Origin of the sequence: Streptomyces pyxinicus (assembly GCF_024753135.1) — a bacterium.
Classification (GTDB): Bacteria; Actinomycetota; Actinomycetes; order Streptomycetales; family Streptomycetaceae; genus Streptomyces; species Streptomyces pyxinicus.
Map to the genome: position 1 here is coordinate 1 of NZ_JANUGP010000028.1, position 18,471 is coordinate 18,471.

The 18,471-nt window shown below is 71.0% G+C and carries 10 protein-coding genes; 7 read left to right on the top strand and 3 right to left on the bottom strand.

The features are described 5' to 3' along the window. The first annotated feature begins 78 nt into the window (after positions 1-78). Positions 79-3,081, top strand: coding sequence for a bifunctional [glutamine synthetase] adenylyltransferase/[glutamine synthetase]-adenylyl-L-tyrosine phosphorylase (locus tag NX794_RS28490; protein ID WP_258782112.1), 3,003 nt, complete (start codon positions 79-81; stop codon positions 3,079-3,081). Here the strand turns inward: NX794_RS28490 and NX794_RS28495 are convergent. Beyond that, complete coding sequence (locus NX794_RS28495; protein ID WP_258782113.1) at positions 3,063-3,923, bottom strand: phosphatase PAP2 family protein; 861 nt, start codon at positions 3,921-3,923, stop codon at positions 3,063-3,065. The genes NX794_RS28490 and NX794_RS28495 overlap by 19 nt on opposite strands. A gap of 121 nt (positions 3,924-4,044) precedes the next feature. Further along, on the bottom strand, positions 4,045-5,079 hold the full coding sequence (locus NX794_RS28500) for a LacI family DNA-binding transcriptional regulator (RefSeq protein ID WP_258782114.1): 1,035 nt from the start codon (positions 5,077-5,079) through the stop codon (positions 4,045-4,047). Between the two features lie 380 nt (positions 5,080-5,459). Here NX794_RS28500 and NX794_RS28505 point away from each other — a divergent pair, with 380 nt between their 5' ends. From NX794_RS28505 to pulA, 6 genes are all read left to right on the top strand, one after another. After that, positions 5,460-6,731: an extracellular solute-binding protein gene (locus NX794_RS28505; RefSeq protein ID WP_258782115.1), complete on the top strand. Its 1,272-nt coding sequence runs from the start codon at positions 5,460-5,462 to the stop codon at positions 6,729-6,731. 149 nt (positions 6,732-6,880) lie between these two features. Further along, a complete protein-coding gene (locus NX794_RS28510; RefSeq protein WP_258782116.1) occupies positions 6,881-7,885 on the top strand; it encodes a carbohydrate ABC transporter permease in 1,005 nt (334 codons plus the stop codon). Between the two features lie 13 nt (positions 7,886-7,898). Beyond that, positions 7,899-8,816: a sugar ABC transporter permease gene (locus NX794_RS28515; RefSeq protein WP_258782117.1), complete on the top strand. Its 918-nt coding sequence runs from the start codon at positions 7,899-7,901 to the stop codon at positions 8,814-8,816. A gap of 138 nt (positions 8,817-8,954) precedes the next feature. Next, positions 8,955-10,640 carry a glycoside hydrolase family 13 protein gene (locus NX794_RS28520; RefSeq protein WP_258782119.1) on the top strand — a complete coding sequence of 562 codons (1,686 nt, stop codon included), beginning with the start codon at positions 8,955-8,957 and terminating at the stop codon, positions 10,638-10,640. A 133-nt stretch (positions 10,641-10,773) separates the two neighbouring features. Next, entirely contained in the window at positions 10,774-12,150 is a 1,377-nt protein-coding gene (locus tag NX794_RS28525; RefSeq protein WP_258782122.1) for an alpha-amylase, read from the top strand. A 159-nt stretch (positions 12,151-12,309) separates the two neighbouring features. Next, positions 12,310-17,709, top strand: a complete 5,400-nt coding sequence (gene pulA / locus NX794_RS28530; RefSeq protein ID WP_258782123.1) for a pullulanase-type alpha-1,6-glucosidase — start codon at positions 12,310-12,312, stop codon at positions 17,707-17,709. A 35-nt stretch (positions 17,710-17,744) separates the two neighbouring features. Here the strand turns inward: pulA and NX794_RS28535 are convergent, their stop codons facing one another. After that, the gene (locus NX794_RS28535) at positions 17,745-18,461 is read right to left on the bottom strand and encodes a TetR/AcrR family transcriptional regulator (protein ID WP_258782124.1); all 717 of its coding nucleotides are present in this window, start codon (positions 18,459-18,461) and stop codon (positions 17,745-17,747) included. Positions 18,462-18,471: the final 10 nt, after the last annotated feature.

An 18,471-nucleotide genomic window follows, 5' to 3' on the forward strand; every position in this document is an offset into this window, starting at 1 on the left:
CCCGGCCCGCACCCCCCACTCCAGCTAGGCTCACCCCTGGACGACCAGGACACGGACGGATGCCAGGGGAGGCCCAGCATGACGCCGGGGCGCAGGAGCAGTACCTTCACCCGTCTGCTCCGGCACGGCTTCACCGACCCCTCCGCCGCCGAGCGCCTGCTGGACGGCCCGGAGCTGGGACCCGTACGCGAGGACCCGGTCCTGCTGGAGGCCCTCGGCGCCACCGCCGACCCCGACCTCGCCCTGCACGGCCTGGTCCGCCTGCTGGAGGCCCAGGACGGCCCGACGGGCCACCGAAGCCTGCTGGACACCCTGATCGCGGCCAAGCCGCTGCGCGACCGCCTGCTCGGCGTGCTCGGCGCCTCCGAGGCCCTCGCCGACCACCTCGCCCGGCACCCGGGCGACTGGCAGGCTCTGGTCACCTACGAGCCGCGCGACCTGCACCCGGGCGTCGCGGAGTTCGAGCGGGGCCTGGCCGAGGCTACCGACCCGGTCTCCCTGCGCGTCGCCTACCGCCGCTGCCTGCTGTCCATCGCCGCGCGGGACGTGTGCGGCACCACCGACCTCGCCGAGACGGCCGCCGAACTGGCCGACCTCGCCACCGCGACCCTGCGCGCGGCGCTGGCAATAGCGCGGGCGTCGGCCCCGGAGGACGCCGCCGCCTGCCGCCTCGCGGTGATCGCGATGGGCAAGTGCGGCGGCCACGAGCTGAACTACGTCTCCGACGTGGACGTCATCTTCGTGGCCGAGGCAACCGAAGGCACGGAGGAGGCCAAGGCGATCAGCGCGGCGACCCGCCTCGCCTCGCACCTGATGCGGATCTGCTCGGAGACGACCGTCGAGGGCTCCATCTGGCCGGTTGACGCCAACCTCCGCCCCGAGGGCCGCAACGGCCCCCTCGTGCGCACCCTCTCCTCCCACCTCGCCTACTACCAGCGCTGGGCCAAGACCTGGGAGTTCCAGGCCCTGCTGAAGGCCCGCCCGGTGGCGGGCGACGAGGACCTGGGCCGGGAGTACGTCGAGGCGCTCGGCCCCCTGGTCTGGAAGGCGGCGGAACGCGAGAACTTCGTCGCGGACGTGCAGAAGATGCGCCGGCGCGTGGTCGAGAACATCCCGGTCACCGAGGTGGACCGCGAGCTGAAGCTCGGCCCCGGCGGCCTGCGGGACGTCGAGTTCGCCGTACAGCTCCTCCAGCTCGTGCACGGCCGCACCGACCCCGCGCTGCGCAGCGGCACCACCCTGGACGCCCTCCAGGCGCTGGCCGCCGGCGGCTACGTCGGCCGCGAGGACGCCGCCCGCCTGGACGAGGCGTACCGCTTCCTGCGCACGATGGAGCACCGCATCCAGCTCTACCGCCTGCGCCGCACCCACCTGGTCCCGGAGGCGGAGCCGGACCTGCGCCGCCTCGGCCGCTCGCTCGGTCTGCGCACCGACCCGGTGGCCACCCTGAACCGCGAGTGGCGCCGGCACGGCGGCGTCGTACGACGGCTGCACGAGAAGCTGTTCTACCGCCCGCTGCTGGACGCCGTGGCGCAGCTCGCCCCCGGCGAGACCCGGCTGAGCCCGGAGGCGGCCCGCGAACGCCTGGTCGCCCTCGGCTACGCCGACCCGGCCGCCGCCCTGCGCCACCTGGAGGCCCTCGCGTCCGGCGTGACCCGCAAGGCGGCGATCCAGCGCACCCTGCTGCCGGTGCTGCTCGGCTGGTTCGCGGACTCCGCCGACCCGGACGCCGGCCTGCTGAACTTCCGCAAGGTCTCCGACGCCCTCGGCAAGACCCCCTGGTACCTGCGGCTGCTCCGGGACGAGGGCGCGGCGGCCGAGAACCTGGCCCGGGTGCTGTCGGCCGGCCGCCTCGCCCCGGACCTGCTGATGCGCGCCCCGGAGGCGGTGGCGCTGCTCGGTGACGGCGACGGCGGCACCGGTCTGGAGCCGCGCGGCCGGGCCCAGCTCGAACAGGAGATCCTGGCCGCGGTGCGGCGCGCGGAGAACGCCGGGCAGGGCGTCACCGCCGCCCGCGGGGTGCGCCGCCGGGAGCTGCTGCGGACGGCCGCCGCCGACATCATCGGCTCCTACGGCACCGAGACCAGCCCCGCCGAGGCCGACCAGGGCGCCCTGGTGGACCGGGTCGGCGCGGCCGTCTCCGACCTCACCGCGGCCACCCTGGCCGGCACCCTGCGCGCGGTGGTGCGGGCCGGCTGGGGCGACACCCTGCCGACCCGGTTCGTGATCATAGGGATGGGCCGCTTCGGCGGGCACGAGCTGGGCTACGGCTCGGACGCGGACGTGCTGTTCGTGCACGAGCCGCGGGACGGCGTGGCCGAGCAGGAGGCGTCGGCCGCCGCGAACAAGGTGGTCGCCGAGATGCGCCGGCTGCTGCAACTGCCCAGCTCGGACCCGCCCCTGCTGATAGACGCCGACCTGCGCCCGGAGGGCAAGTCGGGCCCGCTGGTGCGCACCCTGAAGTCGTACCAGGCGTACTACCGGCGCTGGTCCCTGGTCTGGGAGTCGCAGGCGCTGCTGCGGGCCGAGCAGGTCGCCGGCGACGACGACCTGGGCGGGCGCTTCCTGGAGCTGATCGACCCGCTGCGCTACCCGCGCCAGGGGCTCACCGAGGAGTCGGTGCGCGAGATCCGGCGGCTGAAGGCGCGCATGGAGGCCGAGCGGCTGCCGCGCGGCGCCGACCCCAAGCTGCACACCAAGCTCGGCCCCGGCGGCCTGTCGGACGTGGAGTGGACCGTGCAGCTGCTCCAGCTCCGGCACGGCTGGGAGGTGCCGGGCCTGCGCACCACTCGCACCCGCGCGGCCCTCGCCGCCGCCCGCGAGGCGGAGCTGCTGAGCGCGGAGGACGCCGAGATCCTGGACGAGGCGTGGGTGCTGGCGAGCCGGGTGCGCAACGCGGTGATGCTGGTGCGCGGCCGGGCCGGGGACACCTTCCCGACCGAGCCGCGCGAGCTGGCGGCGGTGGGCCGGTATCTGGGTTACGGCTCCGGGCACGCGGGCGACATGCTGGACGCCTACCGCCGTACCGCCCGGCGGGCGCGCACGGTGGTGGAGGAGCTGTTCTACGGCGACGGGAGCTGAGGGGCGGGCCCGGGGTGCCGGGCCGGGCTGGGCAGCCGGTACGGCAGGGCGCCGTACCACAGGCGGGCCACGGTGAAGCCGAAGGCGAGGCAGAGCAGGCCGCCGACCGCGTCCAGCCAGAAGTGGTTGGCGGTGGCGACGATCACCAGCAGGGTGACCGCCGGGTAGAGCAGCCCCAGCACTCGCGCCCACGGCACCGAGGCCAGCGCGAAGACGGTCAGCCCGCACCACAGCGACCAGCCGATGTGCATGGACGGCATCGCCGCGTACTGGTTGGACATGTGCTTGAGGTCGCCGGAGGCCATGGAGCCCCAGGTGTGGTGCACCATCACGGTGTCCACGAAGCCGCCGCCGCGCATCAGCCGGGGCGGCGCCAGCGGGAACAGGTAGTAACCGAGCAGGGCCACACCGGTGGTCGCGAACAGCACTGTCCGGGAGGCCGCGTACCGTCCGGGATGCCATCGGTAGAGCCACACCAGCACGCCGATGGTGATGACGAAGTGCAGGGTGGCGTAGTAGTAGTTCATGCCGACGATCAGCCAAGTCGCCGAGTCGAACGCATGGTTGACCGACCGCTCGACGGCGATGCCCAGGGTGTGCTCGGCGCGCCAGATCCAGTCCGCGTTGCGCAGCGCGGCCGAGCGCTGCTCCGGGACGGCGTTGCGGATGAGCGAGTACGTCCAGTAACTCACCGCGATCAGAAGGACCTCGAACCAGAGCCGGGGGCGACGGCCCGGACGCCGCAGCCGGCCGAACGGACGCCGGGCACCCCTACCCGTGACGGTGTCCGGAACGGCCACCTCCTCGCGACCTTCCGACTGTGTCACGGTCGAGTCACTCATAGGCATCAAGTCTGCCAGACAAGGCTTCCTCGACCGATCATCCCAAGGCCGGGTCCGCCGCGCACCTTCTACGGCGTGCGCGGGACACGCGGGTGCTACGGCAGGCGGGGGAACGCGGGTTCTACGGCGTGCGCAGGACGTGCGGGGCGGAAGCCGTCGAACCGCGCACCACCAGCTCCGGCATGAACACGAACTCGCTGTGCGGCGCCGGCGTCCCGCCGATCTCCTCCAGCAGCGTGCGCACCGCCGCCTGACCCATCGCCGGGACCGGCTTGCGGATGGTGGTCAGCGGCGGGTCGGTGAAGGCGATCAGCGGGGAGTCGTCGAAGCCGACGACCGACACGTCCCGCGGCACCTCCAGGCCCTGCTGCCGGGCCGCCCTTATGGCGCCGAGCGCCATCATGTCGCTGGCGCACACCACCGCCGTGCAGTCCCGCCCGATCAGCGCGGTCGCGGCGGCCTGACCGCCCTCCAGCGTGTACAGGGAGTGCTGCACCAGCTCGGTCTCGACCCGCTCGGCGGTCAGCCCGAGCTGGTCGTGCATCGCGCGGACGAAGCCCTCGATCTTGCGCTGCACCGGCACGAACCGCTTCGGCCCGAGCGCGAGCCCGATCCGGGTGTGCCCGAGGGAGGCCAGGTGGGTCACCGCGAGGCCCATCGCGGCCCGGTCGTCGGGGGAGATGAACGGCGCCTGCACCTTCGGCGAGAACCCGTCCACCAGCACGTACGGCACGCCCTGGGCGCGCAGCCGCTCGTAGCGCTGCATGTCGGCGGTGGTGTCCGCGTGCAGCCCGGAGACGTAGATGATGCCGGCGACCCCGCGGTCCACCAGCATCTCGGTCAGCTCGTCCTCGGTCGACCCGCCCGGGGTCTGGGTGGCGAGCACCGGCGTGTAGCCCTGGCGGGTCAGCGCCTGGCCGATGACCTGGGCCAGGGCCGGGAATATCGGGTTCTCCAGCTCCGGCGTGATCAGGCCGACCAGGCCCTCGCTGCGCTGGCGCAGCCGGACCGGACGCTCGTAGCCGAGGACGTCCAGGGCGGCGAGCACGGACTGGCGGGTGGTGGCGGCGACGCCCGGCTTCCCGTTGAGGACCCGGCTGACAGTCGCTTCGCTCACCCCCGCCTGCGCAGCGATGTCGGCAAGCCGTGTGGTCACGGCATTGGACTGTACCGGTCGCCCGCCGCCTTGCACACCGGCGGGACGCCGGGCGCGGGCGGGCGTGCGGCCTGCTCCGGGTTGCTGCCTCATCGCGCTCCCTCGGGTTCCTCGTGGCAAGAGCTTGCAGAGTCTTGCACAACCGGCCCCGATACCGCTCAAAGGCCTGGCCAAGCGGTCGCGAACCGGTCGACCTCCGGTCACGGCGGCGTAACCATCGCGTTCCCTTGCACTTTTTTTCTGCAAGGTCTTTCGCAACGCTTACATGGCTGTTACGTTCCGAGTCGCCCGGCCGCGGCAACGGCGCAGTCGGCACGACCGCGGGGACGGCGGACGGGACCGTCCCTGCTTCACACGGGCTTAACCCTCAAGGAGAACTCATGCGGCGTGGCATAGCGGCCTCCGCGCTGGTGGCGTCCCTCGCCCTCACGGCGACGGCCTGCGGCGGGAGCGACAGCGACGGCAAGTCGGACGGCCCGGTCACCATCACCTGGTGGGACACCTCCAACGCCACCAATGAGGCACCGACGTACCAGACCCTGGTCAAGCAGTTCGAGGCCGCTCACAAGGACATCAAGGTCAAGTACGTCAACGTCCCCTTCGACCAGGCGCAGAACAAGTTCGACACCGCCGCCGGCGCCTCGGGCGCCCCGGACGTGCTGCGCTCCGAGGTCGGCTGGACCCCGGCCTTCGCGAAGAAGGGCTACTTCGCGCCGCTGGACGGCACCGAGGCCCTCGCCGACCAGGCGAAGTTCCAGCCGAACCTGATCAAGCAGGCCCAGTACGACGGCAAGACCTACGGCGTGCCGCTGGTCACCGACACCCTGGCCCTCGTCTACAACAAGGCGCTGTTCCAGAAGGCCGGCATCACCGACGCCCCGAAGACCTGGGACGAGCTGAAGGCCGACGCCGCCAAGGTGCGGCAGAAGACCGGCGTCGACGGCTACTGGGGCTCCACCCAGGCCTACTACGCGCAGAGCTTCTTGTACGGCGAGGGCGCCGACACCGTGGACGTCGCCGGCAAGAAGGTCACCGTGCGGTCGGCCGCCGCGAAGAAGGCGTACGGCACCTGGCTGAGCCTGTTCTCCGGCAAGGGCCTGCACAAGGCCGACACCACCGCCGACGCCTACGCCCACATCCAGGACGCGTTCGTGAACGGCAAGGTCGCCGCGATCGTCCAGGGCCCCTGGGAGATCACGAACTTCTACCAGGGCAGCGCCTTCAAGGACAAGGCCAACCTCGGCATCGCCACCGTCCCGGCCGGCTCCAGCGGCAAGGCGGGCGCCCCGACCGGCGGCCACAACCTCTCGGTCTACGCCGGCTCGGACAAGGCCCACCAGGATGCGGCCGAGACGTTCGTGAAGTTCATGACCTCGGCGAAGTCCCAGGAGACCATCGCCCTGAAGAACTCCACGCTGCCCACCCGCTCCGACGCCTACACCGCCCAGGTCAAGGCCGACCCCGGGATCGCCGGCTACCAGACGGTGCTGTCCGCCGCCCAGCCCCGCCCGGCGCTGCCCGAGTACAGCTCCCTGTGGGGTCCGCTGGACACCGAGCTGCCCAAGATCGCCGGCGGCAAGGAGTCGCTGGACAAGGGGCTGAGCAACGCCGAGCTGGCCATCGCCAAGCTCGTGCCGGACTTCAGCAAGTGAGCCCGGGTGGCCGTCGGAATCCTCGCCGAGCGGGGCGGGGATTCCGACGGCCACCACCCCGCGGGGTTCCGATGGCCACCACTCCGCGCCCGGCCCCACTCCCGGAACCCGCCCGGCCCCCCTCCTGGAACCATTGAAGGTGTCGAACCATGACAGTCGCCATCGACCGCGCGACCGGCAAGCGCCGCGGTGACCGCGCGCCTCGGCCCGGGCTGGGCCGGCGCGTCCGCAACGGCTACCAGCGGCACTGGTACGCCTACGCGATGATCGCCCCGGTCGTCGTCGTGCTCGGCGTCCTGGTGCTCTACCCGCTGGTGTACGGCCTCTACCTGACGCTGACCGACGCCAACAGCCTCAACACCGCGCGCACGATCGGCGTCAACCACATCGACGCCACCTACAAGTTCATCGGGCTGGACAACTACCAGGACATCCTGTTCGGCCCGACGGCGTACGACCGCTTCTGGTCGCACTTCATCTGGACCATCGCCTGGACCGCGCTCTGCGTCGCGCTGCACTACTGCATCGGCCTCGGCCTCGCGCTGCTGCTCAACCAGAAGCTGCGCGGACGCACCGTCTACCGGCTGATCCTCATCCTGCCGTGGGCCGTGCCCACCTTCGTCACCGTCTTCGGCTGGCGCTTCATGCTCGCCGACGGAGGCGTCATCAACTCCGCGCTGGACGCGCTGCACCTGCCGGCGCCACTGTGGCTGGAGGACACCTTCTGGCAGCGGTTCGCCGCGATCATGGTCAACACCTGGTGCGGTGTGCCGTTCATGATGGTCTCCCTGCTCGGCGGCCTCCAGTCCATCGACGCCTCCCTCTACGAGGCCGCCGAGATGGACGGCGCCAACGCCTGGCAGCGCTTCCGGTACGTCACCCTGCCCGGCCTGCGGTCCGTCAGCTCCACCGTGGTGCTGCTCGGCATCATCTGGACGTTCAACCAGTTCGCCGTCATCTTCCTGCTGTTCGGCAACACCGCCCCGGACGCGCAGATCCTCGTGACCTGGGCCTACTACCTGGGCTTCGGACAGCAGCCGCGTGACTTCGCGCAGTCGGCCGCCTACGGCATCCTGCTGCTGGCCGTCCTGATCGTCTTCACCTCGTTCTACCGCCGCTGGCTGAACCGCGACGAGCAGCAGCTCGCGATCTGAGGCAGGAGTCCTGATGAGCACCACCACTCCCCCCGAGACCGCCGCCGGCGAGCCGGTGGCGAAGGTCCTCGCCGCGCCGGGCCCCGGCCCCCGGCGCCCCCACGGCCGGCGCGGGCTCCTCACCTCCCTCGCCTCCCACGGCATCCTGACCGTCGCGAGCCTGATCGCGCTGTTCCCGATCGCCTGGCTGGTCTTCCTGTCCCTCGGCCCGGACAAGGACGACTACCTGCACCCCGGCGACATCTGGCACAAGATGACGTTCAGCAACTACGCGTTCGTCCTGGAGCACACCGGGTTCTTCGGCTGGCTGAAGAGCTCGCTGATCGTCTCCCTCGGCACCACCGTGATCGGCGTCCTCGTCGCCGCCACCACCGGGTACGCCGTCTCCCGCATGCGCTTCCCCGGCTACAAGAAGCTGATGTGGGCGCTGCTGGTCACGCAGATGTTCCCGATCGCCGTGCTCATCGTGCCGATGTACCAGATCCTGTCCGACCTCCAGCTCATCGACAGCTACCTCGGCCTGATCCTGGTCTACTGCTCGACCGCCGTGCCCTACAGCGCCTGGCTGCTCAAGGGCTACTTCGACACGATCCCCTTCGAGATCGACGAGGCGGGCCGGGTCGACGGCCTCACCCCCTTCGGCACCTTCTTCCGGCTGATCCTGCCGCTGGCCAAGCCCGGACTCGCGGTCGCCGCCTTCTACAACTTCATCACGGCCTTCGGCGAGGTGGCCTTCGCCTCGACGTTCATGCTGGACGACAGCAAGTACACCTTCGCCGTCGGCCTGCAGAGCTTCGTCAGCGAGCACGACGCCCAGCGCAACCTGATGGCGGCCACCGCCGTGCTGGTGGCGATACCCGTGTCCGCGTTCTTCTACCTCGTGCAGAAGAACCTCGTCACCGGTCTCACCGCCGGCGGCACGAAGGGCTGACCCGCCCTTCGCGGCCCACGAGCCAGGCGGCCGCGGTGTCCCATCCGACCCCGCAGACACCGCGGCCGTCTCACCCCACCCCCCGGCTCCCGCACCCACGTCATGACCCGAACACCGTCACGCACCACCAAGGACGCCATGAGCCAGCAGCACTCCGCAGCCCCGGCCACCGACTCCGCCGTCGTCACCGTCGCCTCGCGCCGCGACTGGTGGCGGGACGCGGTCATCTACCAGGTCTATCCGCGCAGCTTCGCCGACAGCGACGGCGACGGCATGGGCGACCTGGAGGGCGTGCGCTCCCGCCTGCCCTACCTGCGTGACCTCGGTGTCGACGCCGTGTGGCTCAGCCCCTTCTACGCCTCCCCGCAGGCCGACGCCGGCTACGACGTCGCCGACTACCGTGCCGTGGACCCCATGTTCGGCACCCTGCTGGACGCCGACGCGCTGATCCGCGACGCCCACGAGCTGGGCCTGCGCATCATCGTGGACCTGGTCCCGAACCACTCCTCCGACCAGCACGAGTGGTTCAAACGCGCCCTCGCCGAGGGCCCCGGCTCCCCGCTGCGCGAGCGCTACCACTTCCGCCCCGGCAAGGGGGCGGACGGCGAACTGCCGCCCAACGACTGGGAGTCCATCTTCGGCGGGCCGGCCTGGACTCGGGTCACCGAGCCCGACGGCACCCCCGGCGAGTGGTACCTGCACCTCTTCGCGCCCGAGCAGCCCGACTTCAACTGGGAACACCCGGCCGTCGGCGACGAGTTCCGCTCCATCCTGCGGTTCTGGCTGGACATGGGCGTGGACGGCTTCCGCATCGACGTGGCCCACGGCCTGGTGAAGGCCGAGGGCTTGCCCGACCTCGGCGACCACGACCAGCTGAAGCTGCTGGGCAACGATGTCATGCCGTTCTTCGACCAGGACGGCGTGCACGAGGTCTACCGCCAGTGGCGCCGCATCCTCGACGAGTACTCCGGCGAGCGGATCTTCGTCGCGGAGGCGTGGACGCCGACCGTCGAGCGCACCGCCCACTACGTCCGCCCCGACGAGCTGCACCAGGCCTTCAACTTCCAGTATCTGAGCACCGAGTGGGACGCGGACGAGCTGCGTGCCGTCATCGACCGCACCCTCGCCGCCATGCGCCCGGTCGGCGCCCCGGCCACCTGGGTGCTGTCCAACCACGACGTCACCCGGCACGCCACCCGCTTCGCCAACCCGCCCGGCCTCGGCACCCAGATCCGCACCGCGGGCGACCGCGCGCTCGGCCTGCGCCGGGCCCGCGCCGCCACCCTGCTGATGCTGGCCCTGCCCGGCTCCGCCTACGTCTACCAGGGCGAGGAACTGGGCCTGCCCGACGTGGTGGACCTGCCCGACGAGGTGCGCCAGGATCCGGCGTACTTCCGGGGCGCCGGCCAGGACGGCTTCCGCGACGGCTGCCGGGTGCCGATCCCGTGGACCCGCGCGGGCGGCTCGTACGGCTTCGGCGCCGGCGGCAGCTGGCTCCCGCAGCCCGCGGGTTGGGCCGAACTGAGCGTCGAGGCGCAGACCGGGGAGCCCGGCTCGACGCTGGAGCTGTACCGGACGGCGCTGCGGCTGCGCCGGTCGCAGCCGGACCTCGGCGCGGGTGACGCGGTGGAGTGGCTGCGCGCCCCCGAGGGCGTCCTCGCCTTCCGGCGCGGGGAGTTCGTGTGCGTCGCGAACACCACGGGGGAGTCGGCGACGGTCCCGGCCCACGGCCGGGTGCTGCTCACCAGCGGTGAGGTGACCGAGGCGGACGGTGAGGCGAAGGTGCCCGCGGACACCACCGTGTGGTGGTCCACGGCCGCCTGACGGCCCCTCGGAAAGTTCTTGCATCAACTTCACATCGGCCCGCTGTCTTTCAGGCAGCGGGCCTTTACCATCTGCGTCACCGAAAGTTTGCTGCAATATTGCAGCAAGCGCCTTCAACGATGAAGGACCCCACATGGCACGCAGACTCCTCCCCATGGCGGTCGCCCTCACGACCGCCGCCTTGATTGGCATGAACCCGTCCACCGCTGCGGCCTCGCCGCCCGGCACCAAGGACGTCACCGCCGTCCTCTTCGAGTGGGACTTCGCCTCGGTCGCCAAGGAGTGCACCAACACCCTCGGCCCCGCCGGCTACGGATACGTGCAGATCTCCCCGCCCGCCGAGCACATACCGGGCTCCCAGTGGTGGACCTCGTACCAGCCCGTGTCGTACAAGATCGCCGGCCGGCTGGGCGACCGTACCGCCTTCCGGAACATGGTGAACACCTGCCACGCGGCCGGTGTGAAGGTCGTGGTCGACTCCGTCGTCAACCACATGTCGGCGGGCAGCGGCACCGGCACGGGCGGCTCGTCGTACACGAAGTACGCCTACCCCGGGCTGTATTCGAGCTTCGACTTCGACGACTGCACCGCCCAGGTGAGCGACTACCAGGACCGCTGGAACGTCCAGCACTGCGAACTCGTCGGCCTGGCCGACCTGGACACCGGCGAGGAGTACGTCCGCAAGACCATCGCCGGCTACCTGAACGACCTGCTCTCGCTCGGCGTCGACGGCTTCCGCGTCGACGCGGCCAAACACATACCCGCCGAGGACCTGGCCGACATCAAGAGCCGGCTGACCAATCCGTCCGTGTACTGGAAGCAGGAGGTCATCTACGGCGCCGGCGAAGCCGTCCAGCCGAGCGAGTACACCGGCAACGGCGACGTCCAGGAGTTCCGCTACGCCTACGACCTCAAGCGCGTCTTCACCAGCGAGAAACTCGCGTACCTCACCAACTACGGTGCGGGCTGGGGCTATCTGAACAGCTCGGTCGCCGGTGTCTTCGTGGACAACCACGACACCGAGCGCAACGGCAGCACCCTGAACTACAAGAGCGGCGCCGACTACACGCTGGCCAACGTCTTCATGCTGGCCTGGCCCTACGGCGCCCCGGACATCAACTCCGGTTACGAGTGGTCGGACGCGGACGCCGGACCGCCCAACGGCGGCAGGGTCAACGCCTGCTGGCAGGACGGCTGGAAGTGCCAGCACGCCTGGCCCGAGATCAAGTCCATGGTCGCCTTCCGCAACGCCACCCGCGGCCAGGCGGTCTCGAACTGGTGGGACAACGGCAACAACGCCATCGCCTTCGGCCGGGGCGGCAAGGGCTACGTGGCCATCAACCACGAGTCCTCGTCCCTGACCCGCACCTACCAGTCCGCGCTGCCCGCCGGCACCTACTGCGACGTGCAGAACAACACCACGGTCAGCGTGAACTCCAGTGGCCAGTTCACCGCCACCCTCGGCTCCGACACGGCACTGGCCCTCTACGCGGGCAAGTCGAGCTGCTGACCGGCACGGTGACCGGATGAAACCTCTTTCCCGAGGTTTCAGAAGTCTTGCTGCAACCCTTTCGTCGGCGGTACGGTCGCGCGGGCGCCCGGCGGCGCGTCGTGCCGCCGGCGGAGGGGTCGGACCCAACAGAGCCGCAACCGCAAGGAGTTACCACCGGTGATACCGAGATGGCCGGCGCCCGGAAGGCGCCGTACCCCGCTTCGCGGAAGGGCGGCGGCCGCCACCGCCCTGGCCCTGGCCGCCGCACTGATCCAGCCAGGGGCCGCCCGGGCCGCGACCCCGCCCGGGCCCCCCTCGGACGCGCGGCTCGCCGCCGCGCCCGCCCGGCACGACGACACCCGCGAGCAGTTCTACTTCGTCATGCCGGACCGCTTCGCCAACGGCGACACCGCCAACGACCGCGGCGGCCTCACCGGCTCCCGGCTGAGCACCGGCTACGACCCCACCGACAAGGGCTTCTACCAGGGCGGCGACCTCAAGGGCCTGACGAAGAAGCTGGACTACATCAAGGGGCTCGGCACCACCGCCATCTGGATGGCGCCCATCTTCAAGAACCGGCCCGTGCAAGGCACCGGCAAGGACGCCTCGGCCGGCTACCACGGCTACTGGATCACCGACTTCACGCGGGTCGACCCGCACTTCGGCACCAACCAGGACCTGTCGAAGCTCATCTCCCAGGCACACACCAAGGGCATGAAGGTCTTCTTCGACGTCATCACCAACCACACCGCCGATGTCGTGGACTACGAGCCGGCCTCCCACGACTACCTCTCCAAGGGCGCCTTCCCGTACCTGACCAAGGACGGCCGCCCCTTCGACGACGCCGACTACGCCGACGGCAGGCGGAAGTTCCCCGCCACCGGCACCGGCACCTTCCCGCGCACTCCGAGGGCCACCGACGACTCCAAGGTCCCGGCCTGGCTCAACGACCCGACGATGTACCACAACCGGGGCGACTCCACCTACACCGGCGAGTCCACCACCTACGGCGACTTCTCCGGCCTGGACGACCTGTGGACCGAGCGTCCCGAGGTCGTCAGCGGCATGGAGAGGATCTACCAGCGCTGGGTGCGGGACTTCGGCATCGACGGCTTCCGGATCGACACCGTGAAGCACGTGAACATGGAGTTCTGGACCCAGTGGGCCACCGCGCTGGACGCCTACGCGGCCCGGCACGGGCGCAAGAACTTCTTCATGTTCGGTGAGGTCTACTCCGCCGACACCTCCGTCACCTCCCCGTACGTCACCGAGGGCCGCCTCGACGCCACCCTCGACTTCCCCTTCCAGGACGCGGCCCGCGCCTACGCCTCCCAGGGCGGCAGCGCCCAGCGCCTCGCGAGCGTCTTCGGCGACGACTACACGTACACGACCGACAAGGCCAACGCCTACGAACAGGTCACCTTCCTCGGCAACCACGACATGGGCCGCATCGGGTCCTTCCTCAAGCAGGACAACCCCGAGGCGACCGACGCCGAGATCCTCAAGAAGGACGAACTCGCCAACGAGCTGATGTTCCTCAGCCGCGGCAACCCGGTCGTCTACTACGGCGACGAGCAGGGCTTCACCGGCGCCGGCGGCGACAAGGACGCCCGCCAGACCATGTTCGCCTCCCGGGTCGCCGACTACCTGGACGACGACGAGATCGGCACCGACCGCACCCACGCGAGCGACGCCTACGACACCAAGGCCCCGCTGTACCGGCAGATCGCCGCGCTCGCCAAGCTGCGCAAGGCGAACCCGGCGCTGACCGACGGCGTCCAGACCCAGCGGTACGCGGCCGACGGCGCCGGTGTCTACGCCTTCACCCGGACCGACGCGAAGACCGGCCAGGAGTACGTGGTCGCCCTCAACAACGCGGAGACGCCGAAGACCGCGAGCTTCCCGACCGACGCGGCGAAAATGTCGTACCGGGGGATCTACGGCGCCACCGGCACCCTGAGCACCGACGGCGACCGCAGGCTCACCGTCACCGTCCCGGCCGGCTCCGCCGTCGTCTACAAGGCGGCCGGCACCCTCGCCGAGCCCACCGCCAAGCCGGTGATCAGCCTCAAGGCGCCGGACGCGGGCGCCACCGGCACCGTCGAGCTGTCCGCCGACGTGACGGGCGGCGGCCTCGACCGGGTCGTCTTCGCCGCCCAGGTCGGCAACGGCCCATGGCGGACGCTCGGCTCCGCCGACCACGCCCCCTACCGGGTCACCCAGACCCTCGGCGAGGACGTGCCGTCCGGCACCGCCCTGCGCTACAAGGCCGTCGTGGTCGACTCTGCCGGGCACACCGCGAGCGCCCTGGCGACCAGCAGCACCGGCACCCCACCCGCGCCCGAGCCCCCCACGGCCTCGTCCCGGGACTACGCGATCGTCCACTACCAGCGCGCCGACGGCGACTACGCCGACTGGAGCCTCTACGCCTGGGGCGACCTCGCCGACGGCGAGGCCACCACCTGGCCCGCCGGCCACCCCTTCACCGGCCGGGACGCCTACGGCGCCTTCGCGTACGTCAGGCTCAAGCCCGGCGCCTCCACCTTGAACTTTTTGGTGGTCGACAAGAACGGGACCAAGGACGTCTCCGCCGACCGATCCATCGACGTCACCCGGACGGGCGAGGTCTGGATCGAGCAGGGCAAGCCGGACGTACGCACCGAGAAGCCCGGCTACCCGCCCCAGGACACCACGAAGGCCGTCCTGCACTACCACCGCGCCGACGGGGACTACGACGGCTGGGGGCTGCACGTCTGGACGGGCGCCGCCCAGCCCACCGACTGGTCGAGCCCGCTGAAGCCGGTGAAGACTGACGCCTATGGCGCGGTCTTCGAGGTGCCCCTCACCGAGGGCGCCGGCAGTCTCGGCTACATCCTGCACAAGGGCGACGACAAGGACCTGCCCACCGACCAGTCGCTCGACCTCAGGGCGAACGGCCACGAGGTGTGGCTGGTGAGCGGGCAGGAGAAGTACCTGCTGCCGCAGCCGGCCGGCACCGCCGCCGCGCTCGACCTGACCACCTCAAAGGCGGTCTGGATCGACCGGGACACCCTCGCCTGGAACGGCGCCGAAGGGGCCGCCTCCACCCAGCTCCTCTACTCCCGCGACGGCTCCCTCACGGTCAAGGACGGGACGCTGACCAGCGACGACGAGCGCTGGATCCGGCTCACGAAGTCCACACTCAGCGACGCGCAGAAGGCGAGGTTCCCGCACCTGAAGGACTACACCGCCTGGACCGTGGACCCGCGCGACCGCAGCCGGGTGCGCTCCGCGCTGACGGGCCAACTCGTCGCCTCGCAGCGCACCGCCGACGGCGCCGTCCTCGCCGCGACCGGCGTGCAGACCGCCGGCGTGCTGGACGACCTCTACCCGGCGGCGACCAAGGCGAAGCTCGGCCCGACGTTCCACCACGGCAGACCGACCCTCGCCGTGTGGGCGCCGACCGCCCAGCGCGTCTCCCTCGAACTGGACGGCTCCCTCAGGCCCATGCGCCGCGATGACACCACCGGCGTCTGGTCGGTCACCGGCCCGGCGTCCTGGACGGGCAAGCCCTACCGGTACGTCGTCCAGGTGTGGGCGCCCAGCGTCGACAAGATGGTCACCAACAAGGTCACCGACCCCTACTCGGTCGCGCTCACCGCGAACTCCGAGCGCAGCCTCGTCGTCGACCTGGCCGACAAGTCCCTCGCGCCGAGCGGCTGGTCGGACCTGCGCAAGCCCAAGGCCGTACCGCTGAAGGACGCGCAGATCCAGGAACTGCACATCCGGGACTTCTCGGTGGCCGACCCCACCGCCCGGCACCCCGGCACCTACCTGGCCTTCACCGACAAGGACAGCGACGGCACGAAGCACCTGAGGGCCCTGGCGAAGTCCGGGACCTCGTACGTGCACCTGCTGCCCGCCTTCGACATCGCCACCATCCCCGAGAAGAAGGCCGACCAGGCCCACCCCGGCTGCGATCTCGCCTCCTACCCGGCCGACTCCGACCGGCAGCAGGAGTGCGTGGCGAAGACCGCCGCCAAGGACGCCTACAACTGGGGCTACGACCCCTACCACTACACGGTCCCCGAGGGCTCGTACGCCACCGACCCGGACGGCACCGCCCGTACCGTGCAGTTCCGGAAGATGGTGCGGGGGCTCAACCAGGACGGGCTGCGGGTCGTCATGGACGTCGTCTACAACCACACGGCGGCCGGCGGCCAGGCGGACACCTCGGTCCTCGACCGGATCGTGCCCGGCTACTACCAGCGGCTGCTCGCCGACGGCTCGGTGGCCGACAGCACCTGCTGCGCGAACACCGCGACCGAGAACGCGATGATGGGCAAGCTGGTCGTGGACTCGATCGTCACCTGGGCCAAGCAGTACAAGGTCGACGGATTCCGCTTCGACCTCATGGGCCACCACCCGAAGGCCAACATCCTCGCCGTCCGCAAGGCCCTCGACGCGCTGACCGTCGCCAAGGACGGCGTCGACGGCAAGGAGATCATCCTCTACGGCGAGGGCTGGAACTTCGGCGAGGTCGCCGACGACGCCCGTTTCGTGCAGGCCACGCAGAAGAACATGGCCGGCACCGGCATCGCCACCTTCTCCGACCGGGCCCGCGACGCCGTACGCGGCGGCGGCCCCTTCGACGAGGACCCCGGCGTCCAGGGCTTCGCCTCCGGCCTCTACACCGACCCCAACTCCTCCACCGCCAACGGCAGTACGGCGGAGCAGAAGGGCCGCCTGCTGCACTACCAGGACCTGATCAAGGTCGGCCTGACCGGCAACCTCGCCACATACCGCTTCACCGACACCGACGGCAAGGAGGTCACCGGCGCCGAGGTCGACTACAACGGCCAGGCCGCCGGGTACGCGGACGCGCCCGGCGACGCCCTCGCCTACGTCGACGCCCACGACAACGAGTCGCTGTTCGACGCCCTCACCTACAAACTGCCCGCGAAGACCAGCGCGTCCGACCGGGCCCGGATGCAGGTGCTCGCGATGGCCACGGCCACCCTCTCGCAGGGGCCGGCCCTCTCCCAGGCCGGCACCGACCTGCTGCGCTCCAAGTCGCTGGACCGCAACTCCTTCGACAGCGGCGACTGGTTCAACGCCATCCACTGGAACTGCGCCGACGGCAACGGCTTCGGACGCGGGCTGCCCCCGGCGGCCGACAACGCCGCCAAGTGGCCGTACGCCAAGCCGCTGCTCACCACGGTCACGGTCGGCTGCCCGCAGATCACCGGCGCCTCGGCCGCCTACCAGGACCTGCTGAGGATCCGGACGACCGAGAAGGCGTTCTCCCTCGGCACCGCCGCCCAGGTGCAGGACCGGCTGTCCTTCCCGCTGTCCGGCAAGGACGAGACGCCCGGCGTCATCACCATGCGCCTCGGTGACCTCGTCGTCGTCCTCAACGCCACCCCCGAGCGGCAGACCCAGCGGATCGACGCCCTCGTCGGCACCCCCTACCGGCTGCACCCGGTGCAGTCCGGCGGCACCGACCCGGTGGTGAAGACCTCCGCCTATTCGGCCGCCTCGGGCACCTTCACCGTACCGGCGCGGACCGTGGCGGTGTTCACGCGAGGGGGGAACTGAGGCCTGTCGCCTGACGCCCGACCGCCGGCGCCGTCCTAGGACGCCAGCGAGATGAGCCGGCCGGCCAGCTCCGCGAAGGGGCCGTCGGCCGGCTCGTCCTTCACCATCGTGCGCAGCAGCCGGGCCATGTCCTCGTCGTAGGCGGCGCTCACGGCGGCCAGCGCGGCGAAGTCGTGCACCAGCTTGAGCTCCAGCTCGGCGCGCGGGATGCGGCGGCCGTCCAGCCAGAGCAGGGCCGTGGACTCGGCGAGCGAGATCCACGAGCGGACCACCAGCTCCAGGCGCGCGGAGGCATCGGTGACACCCAGATGCGCGAGGATCTGCTCGTAGGCGGCCTGGCGGACCGAGTCGATGAGCGCGTTGGTGGCCGATACGTGCTCCTTGGCGCCGGCCCCCTCGGCGGAGACGGCCGGACCGCCGCGCATGAGCGCCGAGAAGCCGGGGCCGTGCTCGTCCACGAAGTCGAAGTAGCGGCGCATCACCCGCAGCAGCCGGGTGCCCAGCGGGCCCTCGTGCGGTTCGGCGAAGCGACCCGCGAGATCCTCCGCCGCGCGCCGCAACGCGGCCTGGTACAGGCTGAGTTTGCCGGGGAAGTAGTGGTAGACCAGCGGGCGCGAGATGCCCGCCGCCGTCGCTATCTCGTCGATGGAGACCTCGTCCGGCGAGCGCCTGCTGAACAGGTCGAGGGCGACGCCGATCAACTGCTGCCGCCGCTCCTCGACGCCCATCCTGCGGCGAACCCCGGTACTCATGCGAACACCT

What these genes read in the sequence shown, in the direction of transcription:
- NX794_RS28490 (WP_258782112.1), top strand. Translation starts at nt 79, where the DNA reads ATGACGCCGGGGCGCAGGAGCAGTACCTTCACCCGTCTGCTCCGGCAC.
- NX794_RS28525 (WP_258782122.1), top strand. Translation starts at nt 10,774, where the DNA reads ATGGCACGCAGACTCCTCCCCATGGCGGTCGCCCTCACGACCGCCGCC.
- NX794_RS28535 (WP_258782124.1), bottom strand. Translation starts at nt 18,461, where the DNA reads ATGAGTACCGGGGTTCGCCGCAGGATGGGCGTCGAGGAGCGGCGGCAG.
- NX794_RS28520 (WP_258782119.1), top strand. Translation starts at nt 8,955, where the DNA reads ATGAGCCAGCAGCACTCCGCAGCCCCGGCCACCGACTCCGCCGTCGTC.
- NX794_RS28510 (WP_258782116.1), top strand. Translation starts at nt 6,881, where the DNA reads ATGACAGTCGCCATCGACCGCGCGACCGGCAAGCGCCGCGGTGACCGC.
- NX794_RS28515 (WP_258782117.1), top strand. Translation starts at nt 7,899, where the DNA reads ATGAGCACCACCACTCCCCCCGAGACCGCCGCCGGCGAGCCGGTGGCG.
- NX794_RS28495 (WP_258782113.1), bottom strand. Translation starts at nt 3,923, where the DNA reads ATGAGTGACTCGACCGTGACACAGTCGGAAGGTCGCGAGGAGGTGGCC.
- NX794_RS28505 (WP_258782115.1), top strand. Translation starts at nt 5,460, where the DNA reads ATGCGGCGTGGCATAGCGGCCTCCGCGCTGGTGGCGTCCCTCGCCCTC.